8 protein-coding genes and 1 rRNA gene are annotated in these 14,369 nt (G+C 61.2%); 2 read left to right on the top strand and 7 right to left on the bottom strand.

Going from position 1 to position 14,369, the window contains the following annotated elements; all coding sequences use genetic code 11:
• Together AC1ATL_RS08665 and AC1ATL_RS08660 are read right to left on the bottom strand one after the other, a co-directional pair.
• Positions 1-579, bottom strand: a 16S ribosomal RNA gene (locus tag AC1ATL_RS08665); the annotation flags it as partial.
• Positions 580-975: 396 nt separating this feature from the next.
• Entirely contained in the window at positions 976-2,460 is a 1,485-nt protein-coding gene (locus tag AC1ATL_RS08660; protein WP_476569915.1) for a DNA polymerase III subunit epsilon, read from the bottom strand.
• 270 nt (positions 2,461-2,730) lie between these two features.
• Here AC1ATL_RS08660 and gad point away from each other — a divergent pair, with 270 nt between their 5' ends.
• Together gad and gadC are read left to right on the top strand one after the other, a co-directional pair.
• The gene (gene gad / locus AC1ATL_RS08655; protein ID WP_476569914.1) at positions 2,731-4,275 is read left to right on the top strand and encodes a glutamate decarboxylase; all 1,545 of its coding nucleotides are present in this window, start codon (positions 2,731-2,733) and stop codon (positions 4,273-4,275) included.
• A gap of 276 nt (positions 4,276-4,551) precedes the next feature.
• Positions 4,552-6,021 (top strand): glutamate/gamma-aminobutyrate antiporter GadC, encoded by a 1,470-nt coding sequence (gene gadC, locus AC1ATL_RS08650; RefSeq protein ID WP_476569913.1) that lies wholly within the window; start codon positions 4,552-4,554, stop codon positions 6,019-6,021.
• Between the two features lie 154 nt (positions 6,022-6,175).
• Here gadC and AC1ATL_RS08645 read toward each other — a convergent pair whose 3' ends face one another.
• From AC1ATL_RS08645 to dapA, 5 genes are all read right to left on the bottom strand, one after another.
• Positions 6,176-6,832, bottom strand: a complete 657-nt coding sequence (locus AC1ATL_RS08645; RefSeq protein WP_476569912.1) for a peptide deformylase — start codon at positions 6,830-6,832, stop codon at positions 6,176-6,178.
• 53 nt (positions 6,833-6,885) lie between these two features.
• Complete coding sequence (glmM, locus tag AC1ATL_RS08640; RefSeq protein ID WP_432624161.1) at positions 6,886-8,265, bottom strand: phosphoglucosamine mutase; 1,380 nt, start codon at positions 8,263-8,265, stop codon at positions 6,886-6,888.
• A gap of 284 nt (positions 8,266-8,549) precedes the next feature.
• Positions 8,550-11,159, bottom strand: a complete 2,610-nt coding sequence (gene pepN, locus AC1ATL_RS08635) for an aminopeptidase N (RefSeq protein WP_476569911.1) — start codon at positions 11,157-11,159, stop codon at positions 8,550-8,552.
• An 86-nt stretch (positions 11,160-11,245) separates the two neighbouring features.
• Positions 11,246-13,222 carry a ribonuclease J gene (locus AC1ATL_RS08630; RefSeq protein WP_476569910.1) on the bottom strand — a complete coding sequence of 659 codons (1,977 nt, stop codon included), beginning with the start codon at positions 13,220-13,222 and terminating at the stop codon, positions 11,246-11,248.
• An 82-nt stretch (positions 13,223-13,304) separates the two neighbouring features.
• Positions 13,305-14,195 (bottom strand): 4-hydroxy-tetrahydrodipicolinate synthase, encoded by an 891-nt coding sequence (dapA, locus tag AC1ATL_RS08625; RefSeq protein WP_432624168.1) that lies wholly within the window; start codon positions 14,193-14,195, stop codon positions 13,305-13,307.
• Positions 14,196-14,369: the final 174 nt, after the last annotated feature.

Raw genomic sequence — 14,369 nt, 5'->3', positions numbered from 1 at the left:
ACGAACCGCCTACGAGCCCTTTACGCCCAATAATTCCGGATAACGCTTGCACCCTACGTATTACCGCGGCTGCTGGCACGTAGTTAGCCGGTGCTTATTCGAAAGGTACACTCACCGCACGAGGCGGCTTGCTCCCAGTCAAAAGCGGTTTACAACCCGAAGGCCGTCATCCCGCACGCGGCGTCGCTGCATCAGGCTTGCGCCCATTGTGCAATATTCCCCACTGCTGCCTCCCGTAGGAGTCTGGGCCGTATCTCAGTCCCAATGTGGCCGGTCGCCCTCTCAGGCCGGCTACCCGTCGTAGGCTCGGTGGGCCGTTACCCCGCCGACTACCTGATAGGACGCGACCCCATCCCATACCGATAGAATCTTTCCCAGAGGACCATGCGATCAACTGGAGCATCCGGCATTACCACCCGTTTCCAGGAGCTATTCCGGTGTATGGGGCAGGTCGGTCACGCATTACTCACCCGTTCGCCACTCTCACCACCAAGCAAAGCCTGATGGATCCCGTTCGACTTGCATGTGTTAAGCACGCCGCCAGCGTTCATCCTGAGCCAGAATCGAACCCTCCACAAAAAAACCTCGTGAAGAGAACCAATTGAATGACTCTCAAAATAAGAAAATTGACGATCGCCTTATAAGGAAAGGCGCATCGCACAAAAACCTCACCGCCGTTTGACCGATCCCTCGGCACCACGCGCAAGACGCGTGGCCGACGATGAACTGGCAATCATTGACTATAAAGAAGTAGTACAAATACGCTCTTGAGTTCTCAAACCACCACCACTCACCCACCTCACGACCCGGAAGCGTCCGGGCCACTCGCTGAGCGGCAGCAAGAGATAAACTTACAGCACCAGGGCGATCCACGCAAATCGATGCTTTGTAAATCCCTCGTAAACCATTGGAAATATTGAGCTCTGTCGGCGTGTCGAAATTTGACAAATCAGGAAGAAAATACCTTCCCAACGTCTACCAGCGGCGACCGCAGCGCTTTCCGCCGACTCCGGACTTGCCTCCCGCACCCCATGGACCACGTCCTTCGGCACGCAGCACACCCAGATGATGCTTCATGGCGACCAACATAATGTGCGTGTCCTCCAAACCAAGGTGACGTTCCGACTTGGTCGGGTCGAGCGCGCCCTGTCGCTTGGCGTACGCGTCCAACGTATTGACGCCGTACGGATGTTCATCATCGGGAACCGAGCCCTCATCCCAACGGCGGCTCATCGGCAACGTATCGATGATCGTGATATTGCCCGAACGGTAGCTTTCCGCATATCCGGCCACATTCAGCATGAAGAACCCATGCTCGAATCGGGCGTTGTGTGCCACATACGGCTGCTGCTCCAATCGCTGCAGCAAACCGATCTGCGCCTCCGGCCACTCGTCGAACAGGCGGAAACCGGATGCACGCTGAGCCACGTCGATGCCTGTCAGGTCACGGATCAGCGGATTGCCGAGCGTCGCGTTCCCCGCTGGGACGCCGAACGACAGACGCGACTGCCCATACGCGTCGCCCGCCTCGTAGTAACTCTGCTCATATCGGTATCCGACGGGCGCGTCAGCCGGACGCGGGGAAATCATGTTCATGTATTCGAAACCGACGTCGATGATGTACACGCGGGCCGGATCCGTGCCGGTGGTCTCGATGTCGATGCCCATGACCTGATCCACATCGCGGCCAGGCAGGTACGCGTCACGCCAATCGGACTTGCGGTACTCGGCCAGACGACGGCTCTGCGCCGATCCACCGGCCCGAGACGCATCTCCGTGCGCACCGGCGGAATCCGAACCTTGATCGAACAATGTGGAGCCACCAGGACTGGTGACACCGCTCAGATTCGCACGCGACATGGCGTAATCGCTGGCACGCTTCTGCTTCCGCTCCGCGGCGCGTCGGGCGGCACGTCCGTTGACGATGTCGGCTGTCCGGTCCTGGATGTCATCCAGCGAAATCTCTTCGGAAGCCGAACCGGAACCGGGTTGAAGCACCGGCACCGTCACGCGCTCACGTCGTTCCTCGGTGACTGTCCACAAACCCATCTCCACGCCGATACGGCGCAATACTGCGATTTCGTCACACAGCCGCCGATTCGCGTAGGCGAGCGCGCGAGGAAGCCGATAAGAGGCGATGAGCCGGTCGAAATCCATCATGAACGTGCTGTTGCATTGTGCGATGATTGGTTCGAGCCGGTCGCGAATGGCAAGATCGTCCTTAAGCAGATCATGCAATTGCCGGGCTGGCAGTTGCGGCGACGCTGCGGAGCGCAGCACGTCCAGCAGGTCGATATGCTGCCGTGCGGCGACGCCGATGCCGTTGCGCAGGTCGAGTGAAGACACCCACTGCCAATCGATCGGCTGGTTGTCGGCATTGTTCGGCATCGATGCCGACCATTGTCCGATGTCCTGTTTCGCGTCGTCAAGCCAGGAAGAATTCGTCGTCGATTCGCTCATATCTGCTCATCGTAGCCGATACCCACCATCAGCGTGCGCAAACATGCGATGGTCCGGCGTGGGCTTCCTCCCTGCGCGAACGTGGGTGCATGGGCCCGAGTGAAGACGCTCCCTACGAAACCGCGCGCGGATATATCCATGAACCGCTGTCGGCATGCGAATCACCATATAGCGCAAATGTGACGATTTTCCAGCAAAAGCCCAGACTCGACTTTCATTTTGAATCACGGAACGCGACAAAACGTTCCAAATCAATGAAAGGAAGCTGCAATGTCAGTGACACATTCCGACCAAAAGCACTCCACCGGCGACATCATCGCAGGGGAATGCGGATGCTGCCATGGAACGAACGCCAATGGAGGCACGACCATGCCGGCAACGTGTGAACCGGGCGAATCCCATGAATCATGCGGAACCAAGGACAACGGAGTCAAGGAAGGCGGACGTCTCCCGGACAATGTGGAGATCAATCCGCTGTTCGCACGGCCAAAGGAGGCCAAGGCGTTCCCGAAATTCACCATGCCGAGGGAAGGCTCCCTGCCGGAAACCGCCTATCAGGTAGTGCATGACGAAGCCATGCTGGACGGCAACGCGCGGCTCAACCTCGCCACGTTCGTCGGCACGTGGATGGACGACCATGCGAATCGTCTGTATATGGAGGCGGCCGACAAGAACATGATCGACAAGGATGAGTATCCGAAAACCGCCGAAGTGGAATCGCGTTGCTGGCACATGCTTGCCGACCTGTGGCACGCGCCCGACCCGATGAACACCATCGGCACCTCCACCATCGGCTCGTCCGAAGCGTGCATGCTGGGCGGACTGGCGCTCAAGCGCCGTTGGAAGGAGGCTCGTGAGAAGGTCGGTCTGCCCACCGACAAGCCCAATCTGGTGATGAGCAGTGCCGTGCAGGTCTGCTGGGAGAAATTCTGCAATTATTTCGATGTGGAGCCGCGCTACGTGCCGATCTCCGAAGACCACAAGGTGCTCGACGGGTATGATCTCGACAAGTACGTCGACGAGAACACCATCGGCGTGGTGGCCATCATGGGAGTGACCTACACGGGCATGTACGAGCCCGTCGAGCAGATCAGCAAGGCATTGGACCGTATCGAGGAACGCACCGGACTCGACGTGCGCATCCATGTGGACGGTGCTTCGGGAGCCATGATCGCGCCGTTCATCCAGCCTGACCTCGCTTGGGATTTCCGTGTCAAGCGCGTCTATTCCATCAGCACCTCCGGCCACAAATACGGCCTGGTCTACCCCGGCTTGGGATGGATCGTGTGGCGTGAGACCGCCGACCTGCCGGAAAGCCTGATCTTCAAGGTGAGTTATCTCGGCGGCGAAATGCCCACGTTCGCATTGAACTTCTCCCGTCCAGGAGCGCAGGTGCTGTTGCAGTACTACATGTTCCTGCGTTTGGGATTCGAAGGGTATCGAAGGGTGCAGCAGACCTCGCACGATGTGGCGAAGTACCTGTCGGGCGAGATAGCGAAGATGGACGATTTCACGCTGTGGAACGATGGTTCCGACATTCCGGTGTTCGCATGGATGCTCAAGGACAGGACGGATCGCAAATGGAACCTGTACGATCTGCAGGACCGGCTGCGTATGAAGGGCTGGCTGGTGCCGGCCTATCCGATGCCGGTGGATCTGACGCAGGTGACCGTGCAGCGCATCGTGGTGCGCAATGGCTTCAGCCACGACATGGCCGAGGCGTTCATCGGGGATCTGAAGGCATGCGTGAAGTATCTGGACGGACTTCGTTCGCCGATGCCGAGCGAGGCGCACGTGTCCGGATTCCATCACTGACGTCCCTTGAGTTCGGGGAATTGAAGAAAACCATGATCATTCCCACAACGATTATGTTCACGAAAGCTGGCTGCAATGACAGTTCATATGAAAAAGCCGCTTGCCGTGGTGGCACACAACGCAAGCGCAGCTGCACATCCAGGGTCCGCTCGCTTCGGGGCGAAAGCCCGGACGGCACCGGCCGGAACGGCGAACAGCCCATCCCCCATCGCGTCCGCCGGCAGATCTGCCGATGCCGGAAATCCCAATACTACGGACATACCTGCGCATGCCGGGGTGAATGACGCGGGCGGCACGATCGCGAATTCCGCAAGCAAAACCGGCAAGGTCATGATGTCGGTCGGCCAGCTGGCCATGCTGACCGTGGTGGCGGTGGCCTCGTTGCGTTCGCTGCCGGCCATGGCCGATTACGGTCTCGCATCGATCCTGCTGTATCTCATTCCCGCGGTGGTCTTTCTGGTGCCGACCGCCTTGGTCGCAGCCGAACTGGCCACCGGCTGGAAGGGCGGCGTGTACGTATGGGTGCGTGAGGCCTTCGGCAATCGAATCGGATTCCTTGCCATCTGGCTGCAGTGGATCCAGAACGTGGTGTGGTATCCGATTCAGATCGCCTTCATCGCCGTCAGCCTGTCGTACGTGTTCGGCATGGGCGGCTTGGGCAATAACGGCGTGTATGTCGCCGCGGTGATCATCGTGCTGTATTGGGCGAGCACGCTGGTGGCGCTGCGGGGAGGCAATCTGTTCGCCAAGGTCGGTTCGGTTTCGGGGCTTATCGGAACGCTGTTCCCGGCGCTGCTGCTCATCATCTTCGGAGCGGTCTGGCTGGCTATCGGCGAACCGATGCACACCTCCCTGCATGCGTCCGCGTTGCTGCCGCCGTGGACGGGCATCGCGTCGATCGTGCTGATCGTCTCCAATGTGCTCGCCTATGCGGGCATGGAGGTCAACGCTGTGCACGCCAACGACATGGAGCATCCGGGGAGCCAGTTCCCGCGCGCCATCGCATTGGCCACCGCACTGATCCTGCTGGTGCTCGTGCTGCCGACTCTGGCCATCGCCTTCGCCGTGCCGCATCGTGAGCTGGGGCTCATTGACGGCATCAATTTGGCGTTCAAAGAGTTCTTCGACCACTTCGGCATGAGCTGGGGCACTCCGGTGATCTCGCTGCTCATCGCGTTGGGCGCGTTCTCCTCCGTGGTGGCGTGGATCGCAGGACCTTCCCGCGGTCTTTTGTCGGCCGCGCGGACCGGTCTTATGCCGCCCGCGCTGCAGAAGCGCAACGCCCATGGCGTGCAGGAGGGCATTCTGATTCCACAGGGCATCATCGTGACCGTTCTGGCGTTGCTGTTCGTGTTGATTCCCAATGGCAACACCGCATTCGCGACGCTGGTGGATATGGCGACCGCGTTGTATCTGGTGATGTACATGCTGATGTTCGCCGCGGCGATCCGGCTGCGCAGAACGCATTCCGAGGTTCGGCGCACGTATCGGGTTCCAGCGATCCGGCTGGTCGCGGGCGTCGGCTTCGTCGCTTCCGCAGCCGCGTTCGTCCTGACCTTCGTACGCCCGGCCGGCTTCACCGGCTTGAACAGCATCTCGTATGCGATTCTGGTGGCCGTTGTCGTGATTGTGCTCGGCGTGCCGCCGCTGGTGTTGTATGCATCGCGCAAGCCGGGCTGGGATCTGCGTTCGGATGCCGAACGGGAAGCCGACGCGCACGACATGCTGGTGAATCCGGAATGCTGACGAGTCTCGCATGAACGCCGGAATATGAATTCCGAATAGCATGCGCGTCAAACGTAAGGGGCGTCTCTCAAGTTCATCGCTTGAGAGACGCCCCTTACGTTTCCCTGTTTTCGTCGTGTCTGCCGCGGCCGTCTATGCGGTCACGGCCATGCGGTCACAGTTCGAAGCCGAGCTCCGCTGCGGCTTCGGTCGGCACCGGATCATCGCACCAGAAATCCTCGAGATTCTCATTGGTGGTCAGGCTTCGGATTTCGGCCTGGTCGATATACAGCTCGCCGCTTAAATGGTCGGTCTCATGCTGGAAGATGCGTGCCGGCCATCCGTGCAGATGCTCCTCATGCCGGTTGCCGTCCTCATCCTGCCAGCGGGCTGTGATGTCAAGCCAACGTTTGCGTACGGCCTGGTAACCGTCGAAGCTCAGACATCCTTCGTAGAAGCTTCGGGTTTCGGTGCCAATCGGCTCATAGCTTGGGTTGATGATGACATGGAAGGGGAATTCCGCGGCCTCGCGCGGATCGCCTTCATCATCGTCACGCACATGGTCCTCCACGACGGCCAGCGCCAGACCGAGACCGATCTGGGTGGCGGCAAGGCCCACGCCCGGCGCATCAAGCATGGTGACGCGCATGGCATCGATGAGCTTGTCAAGCGTCTTGCGGCTCAGCTGACCGTCATAGGCGACGGTCTGCTGCCGCAGCACCGGCTCACCCGCCTGCACGATCGGCAGGATCTTCTCCTTGCCGCCGATTTTGATGAGTTTCTCGACCTCGCGATTGAGCTCGAGATCCACCTTCGAATTACGTCCGAACATATGGAAGGTCTCCTTTATGGGGATTACGGGACGGTCAGGGGGTTACAGGGCGCTCACAGGGCGAGTTCGTCGGCGACGACCTTGGCGAGTCGATCGCACACTTCGTCGGCCTGCTGCTGGGTTTCGGCTTCGGCCATGACGCGGACGAGCGGCTCGGTGCCGGACGGGCGCAGCAGCACGCGGCCGGTGTCTCCCAGCAGCTTCTCCTCACGCTCCACGGCGGCCTGCACCTTGGCGTTGGTCTTGGCAGCCATCTTGTCCACGTTCGGAACGTTGATGAGCGTCTGCGGCAGCTGCGGGAAGTCGGCGGCGAGCTCCTTGAGGCTCTTGCCGGACTTCACGACCTCGTTGCACAAAGTCAGCGCGGTCAGGGTACCGTCACCGGTGGTGGCGAACTCGCGGTTGATCACGTGACCGGACTGTTCGCCGCCGAGCGAGTAATCGCCACGCAGCATCTCCTCAAGCACGTAACGGTCGCCCACGTTGGTCTGCACGGTCTTGATGCCCATGGAACGCAGTGCGAGCTTCAGGCCAAGATTGCTCATCACCGTCACGACGAGAGTGTCGTGGTTGAGCTTGCCCGCGTTCTTCTTGGCGCGCGCCAGAATGCCCATGATCTGATCGCCGTTGACCATGTTGCCGTCCTCGTCCACGGCGAGGCAACGGTCGGCGTCACCATCGAAAGCCACACCCATGACGGCGCCGGAGGCCTTGACCATGGCCTGCAGCTGCTCGGGATGCGTGGATCCGGCGTTCTTGTTGATGTTGTATCCATCCGGAGACGCGTTGATGACGGTGACGTCGGCGCCCGCACGGCGCAGCGCTTCAGGCGCAACCACGGAGGTGGCGCCGTTCGCGCAATCGGCCACGATCTTCAGACCTTTCAGCGGGGTCGGCTGGGACTTGTCCGGACCGATCGGCGCGATGGCGGAGACCAGATGGTCGATGTACAGGTTGGTCGCGGTGGCGGTGTCATGGCTGACACGGCCGACACCGGCGCCGGTAGGACGATCCCAATCCTGGCCGAGCACCGCCTCGATCTCGTCCTCCTTGGCGTCGGGCAGCTTGAAGCCGCCACGCGCGAAGAACTTGATGCCGTTGTCGGGCATCGGATTATGGGATGCGGAAATCACAGCGCCCATTTCGACGTTAAGCACGGACGTCAGATACGCGACACCAGGAGTCGGGATGATGCCGGCATCGATCACGTCGAAGCCACCCGCGGACATGCCGGCGGCCAGTGCGGAGGCGAGGAAATCGCCGGAAACTCGCGTGTCACGCCCGACCAAGGCGCGACGGCGGCTTTCGAATTCGCTTCTCTCGTCATCACCCAGCACGCGCACCGCGGCATCGCCCAAATCGAGCGCCAGCTGTGCCGTCAAATCCCTATTCGCCAATCCTCGAACGCCGTCGGTTCCGAACATACGTGGCATGAGTCTCAAACCCTCGCTATCTGCAAACGATATTTCCGTGACCTATCGTACTCACCTGTGCCGCCGAAAACGGCAGGCCACGGCGCAATCGCACATACTTCACATTTCGCCGGGCAATACGCACGGCATTAGCATGGGGATGCATTCCCTCGAACGGAACTGATATGACATGTGCCTGACCGCTGGCCGAAGCCAACGATCAGGCACATGGTCATACAACCGTGGTATGCGCCTTCACGCGCGATGCCGACGGCGGATTCCGACGATATGACGATATGGAACCGTCAGAGCGCGACGTTGAAGTCGCGCACCTTCAGCGTGCGGTGCGACGACTCGACGTTGCCGCGCACGATACGCTTCAGGGCGTTGTCGGCATCCTCATGGGACGCGAGCCAGGCATCGCCGAGCTCGACGAGCTTCGCCGGATCGGCATAGCTCGGATACAGGCCCTCGAGCAGCGCCTCGGCCATGTGGAAGGTCTTATGCTCCCAGATCCAATCGGCCGCCTCAAAGTACTTCTCGGCATACGGTTCGGCCAGGTCGGCACGCGGCGTGGCCGCGAAGCCACGGGCCACGGCTTCCAGCTGCATGTTGGTCAGATCGTCATCGTGCAGAGCCTCATTCCACGCCCATTCCTTCGCTTCGGCGGTGCCGGCCACAGCGCGCGCACCGTAGGCGAACTCACGGTTCTCGGTGGTTTCACGCTTGGCCAGTTCGGCGTCGATTCCGGCCTGGTCGATCGCGTTGATGGTGCTCAGCGCGTTGATGATGGTCCAACGGAAGTTGTTGTCGATGTCAAGGCCTTCGAATGCCACGGAGCCATCGAGTAGACCCTTCGCATTGGCCTCGAACTCCTCGTCGCCCGGCTCGCCGTAACCCAAATAGGCGGTGACGAGCTGGAACTGCTCGTCAGAGCCGGCCTTGGCCGCGCCGGCCAGCTTGAACAGTTCGGCGGCCACATGCTTCACGATCTCGGCGCGATCGGCCGGTGCCGTGTAATGCCATGCGGTGGTGCTGACCTGGGCCAACGCGTAACGGAAGGTGGTGGATTCATGTTCAGTGGCGAGCGCGGCCAGCGAGGTGTCGATGAACCGGCGTGCCGGCAGTTCGCCGTCACGGGTCATGTCCCACAGGGCGAGCCAAATCACGGAGCGTGCGAGCGCGTCGTCGAAGCGGTACAGGTTGTCAAGGGCGAAGGCGAGGCTCTTGTCGTCGAAACGAAGCTTCGTATAGGTCAAATCGTCGTCGTTCACGAGAATCAGCGACGGACGGGTTTTGCCCGCGGCCGCGTCGACGACCGTCAGCTCACCGTCCACGTCAAGTTCGAATTGATCGGTGCGCACGATCTTGCCGGTTTCCGGGTCCTCGTTGTAGAAGCCGACGGCGAGGCGGTGGGCGCGCAGGACCGGATGTTCGGCCGGTGCGGTCTGGCGGAGGGCGAGACGCTTGATGGTGCCATCCTCGTTGGTCTCCACTTCCGTGGTGATGGTGTTGATGCCGGACTGTTCGAGCCATTGGGCGCTCCAGGCCTTGAGGTCGCGGCCGGAGGTGAGTTCCAGTTCGGTAAGCAGGTCGGCGAGGGTGGCGTTGGAGTAGGCGTGCTTGTTGAGGTAGTTGTTGATGCCCTTGAAGAAGCGGTCGCGGCCGACGTAGTAGACGAGCTGCTTCAGCACGGAGGCGCCCTTGGCGTAGGTGATGCCGTCGAAGTTGACATAGGTGTCGTTGAGGTCGTTGATCGGGGCGACGATCGGGTGGGTGGTGCTCAGCTGGTCCTGGCGCAGCGCCCAGCTCTTCTCACCGGAGCTGAAGGTGGCCCAGGCGTCCTTCCATTCGGTCGCCTCGGCAGTGGCCATGGTGGAGGTGAATTCGGCGAAGGATTCGTTGAGCCACAGGTCGTTCCACCACTTCATGGTCACGTAGTCGCCGAACCACATGTGGGCGAGCTCGTGCAGCACGGTGACGACGCGGCGTTCCGCATAGGCGTCGGTGACCTTGGATTCGAACACGTACTGGTCGCGGATGGTGACCATGCCGATGTTCTCCATGGCGCCGGCGTTGTATTCCGGCACGTAGATCTGGTCGTACTTGGCGTACGGGTAGGGCACGCCCCACGTCTTGGCATAGAAGGCGAAACCCTTCTTGGTGATGTCGAACAGGTAGTCGACGTCCTTTTCGAAGGCATTGGCGAGCGCCTGACGGCAGTACATGGCCATCGGCACGGTACGGCCGTCCTCATTGGCGTATTCGGTGTGCCATTCGGCGTACGGGCCGGCGCAGATGGCGGTGAGGTAGGAGCTCATGGTCGGGGTCGGTTCGAACACCCACAGTTTGGTGGTTTCGGCCTCGTGGCTGCCGAGCGTGCCTTCCTCGGTGACGGTTTCGGTGTCCGTGACGGATGCGGTCGGCATGTTGGAGGTGACGATCCAGGACTTGGCCGCAAGCACGGAGAAGTCGAACACGGCCTTGAGATCAGGCTGGTCGAACACGGCGTAGACGCGGCGAGCGTCCGGCACTTCGAACTGGGTGTACAGGTAGACGTTGCCGTCGGACGGGTCGACGCTGCGATGCAGGCCTTCGCCGGTGTTGGAGTACTGGCACAGCGCCTTGACGGTGACCTCGTTGTGTTCCTTGAGGTTCTTCAGCTCGATGCGGCTGTCCGCGAACGCCTGTGCCGGGTCGAGGGTTTCGCCGTTGAGGGTGATTTCGCTCACGGTGTCGGCGATGAGGTCGAGGAAGCTGCTGCTGCCCGGCTTTGCATCGAAGGTGATGGTGGTTTCGGAGCCGAAGTCCTTGGCTCCACGGGTCAGGTCGAGTTTGACCGTGTAATGGATGGGCGCCGAGATGATGCTTTTACGTTCCTCGGCTTCGATACGGGTGAGGTTTGCTCCTGGCATGTCACTCCTTCTTTTTCTGGTAACAGAAGGCGGCGCGACCGATTGTGCCGGTCACGTCGCCTTCCGATTTGCGTATGGTTTACAGGTTACTTCGATGCGTTCAGGTTCATCGCATCGTCCACGTCCCGCGCGATGTCGGCCACGACGGGGACGATCATGGGCTTGCGGTGCAGTTGGCGCGCCACCCAGCTGCCGAGCGTGCGGCGCATGATCTGCTGCAGCTTGTAGGTGTCGTGGGTGCCTTGCATCATCGCGTCCTGCAGCTGCTCGACGATCTGGTGACGGACCTTGTCGAACTCGCTTTCGTCCTCCGCGACCGCGTTGAGATAGATCTTCGGTCCGGAGATGACGTCCGCGGTCTCGGTGTCGACGACCACGAAGCTGGACACGAAGCCCTCGGTGCCGAGGATGCGGCGCTTCTCAAGCTCCTCGTCGGTCAGCTCGCCGACGGAATCGCCATCGACGTACACATAGCCGCACGGCACGGAGCCGACGACCGCGGCCTGTCCATGATACAGATCGACCACATCGCCATCCTCCGCCAGAACGACGTTCTGCGGATCGACGCCGGTTTTGACGGCGATCATGCCGTTGGCCACCAGGTGGCGGTTCTCGCCGTGGATAGGCATGGCGCACTTCGGCTTGACGATGTTGTACATGTACAGCAGCTCGCCTTCGTTGCAGTGGCCGGAGACGTGCACGGCGGCGTTGTCACGGTTGACCACACGGGCGCCGAGCTGCACGAGCTTGTTGATGACCTTGTAGACGCCATGCTCGTTGCCTGGGATCAGCGAGCTGGCCAGGATGACCGTGTCGAACTCGTTGATGGTGATGTCGCGGTGGTTGCCGTCGGCGATGCGGCCGAGCGCGGCCATCGGCTCGCCCTGGGATCCGGTGCACATGTAGACGAGCTTGTCGTCCTGCACGTCGTGGGCCTGCTTCAGGTCGATGACGGTGTCCTCCGGCAGGCGCAGATAGCCCAGATCGGCGGCGATGGACATGTTGCGGACCATGGAACGGCCGACGAACACGACCTTGCGGCCGTACTTGTGAGCGGCGTCCACGACCTGCTGCACGCGGTGCACATGGCTGGAGAAGCTGGCCACGATGATCTTGCGGGTAGCCTGCGCGAACGCCTGGTCGAGTGCCGGGCCGATGGAGGTCTCCGGCTTGACGAAGCCCGGAACCTCGGCGTTGGTGGAGTCCATCATCAGCAGGTCCACGCCCTTTTCGCCAAGTTTGCCGAATTCCACCAGATCGGTGATGCGGTGGTCGAGCGGCAGCTGGTCGAGCTTGATGTCGCCGGTATCGATGAGCGAGCCGGCCGGGGTCTGCACGTATACGGCGAGAGCGTCCGGAATGGAGTGCGTGACGTTCACGAATTCCAGGTTGAACGGTCCGACCTTGAGCTTGTCGCGTCCCTTGACCTCGACGAGCGTCGGGTTGATGCGGTGTTCCTTGCACTTGGCCTCGACGAAGGCGAGGGTGAGCTTGGAGCCAATCAGAGGGATGTCCGGACGGAGCTTGAGCAGGTACGGCACACCGCCGATATGATCCTCATGGCCGTGGGTGAGCACAAGCGCCTCGACCCTGTCGAGACGGTCCTTGATGTAATGGAAGTCAGGCAGGATGAGATCCACGCCCGGCTGCTCCTCTTCCGGGAAGAGCACACCGCAGTCGATGAGCAGGATGTGGCCGTTGTATTCGATCACATTCATGTTGCGGCCGATCTCGCCCAGACCGCCCAGCGGCACGATGCGCATGGAACCCTTGCGGTACTTCGGCGGGGCGATGAGGACCTCGTCCTGCTGGGGAGCAGTGGACTGCGGCGCGGGACGCGATGGACGGCGGTTCGAGCCGTTGCCGCGACCGCGTGATCCGCCATTGCGCTGCGATCCGCCGTTGCCACGGCCGCGTGTGGAGGACTTCGTCTTCTTGGAGACGGTCTTCTCGGACTTCACAGCCTTTCCGGCCTTGGTTGCCTTGGCTGCGGTTTCGGTGCGCTTGGCAGCCTTGCTGCCGCGCCTGTGTGTTGTTGTGGTTTTGGTTTCTTCTGTTGCCATTTCCTAGTTGGATTTCTGTTGCTAATTGCCTCCGCCTGTGCGGAGACGAGGAATTTCAGTGGTGCTTGCCCCTATTCGTGATTCACAGCAGTCCCGCGGCGCGCATGCCGTTCTCGGCGCGCGCGATCTCAGCCTCGCCCGGACCAACGTTCGGCAGGCGCATTTCGGTGGAATCGAGAACGCCACGCACCTTGAGCGCGGCCTTGGCCATCACAGCCTGGAAGCCGTTGCCGTTCATCGCTTCGACGAGCGGAGCCAAACGCACGGCGATACGCTGTGCCTCGTGGATGTCGCCGCGGTCGAACGCTGCCGCCAGATCGCGCATCGGGCCTGCTGCGGCGTGCGCGATCACGGAGATGATGCCGACAGCGCCGACGGACAGGAACGGCAGGAACAGGCCGTCATCGCCCGAATACCAGGTGAGACCGGTCTCCATACGCTTGCGCACCGCTCCGGCGATGTCCCCGGTGGCGTCCTTGACGGCCTTGACGTGATCAAGATCAGCCAGACGGCAGTAGGTCTCCAACTGGATGTGCAGACCAGTGCGGCCCGGCACATCGTAAACGATAATCGGCTTGTCCGCGGAATCGTTGACCGCCTTGTAATGACGGAACACGCCTTCCTGCGACGGACGGGAATAATATGGCGCGACCACGAGCACCGCGTCGGCGCCCGCCTCCTGGGTCTGCTCCACCATGCGCACGGTATGCGCGGTGTCGTTGGAGCCCGCGCCGGAGATGACGGGCACGTCCACGACCTCCTTGACGGCCTGGACCAGCTCGACCTTCTCCTCCATATGGGTGGTCGGCGATTCGCCCGTGGTGCCATTGACCACGAGGCCATCGGCGCCATCGGCCACAAGCTGCTTGGCCAGTTTTTGCGCGGCTTCGAAATCAACGGAGCCATCGGCCCTCATCGGGGTGACCATGGCCGGAAGGATACGTCCGAACGGAGCGGGGTCGAGAAGATGCATAGTACCGTCAGTCTTAGGGCTTGTCATACGGCTAACGGTACTTCCCTCTGCGGACGCTTTCGGCTCCATGGCGCATGAGAGAACCACATTATGGAAGAGGCATCAGAAAGCTCATGGGAAGATTCATCCGCGAAAATACTTCATTGACCGCGGATAGTGGATAAGGACAAACGA

This window comes from Bifidobacterium sp. LH_743, from assembly GCF_056355775.1.
This window is presented reverse-complemented; position numbering and strand designations above follow the sequence as displayed.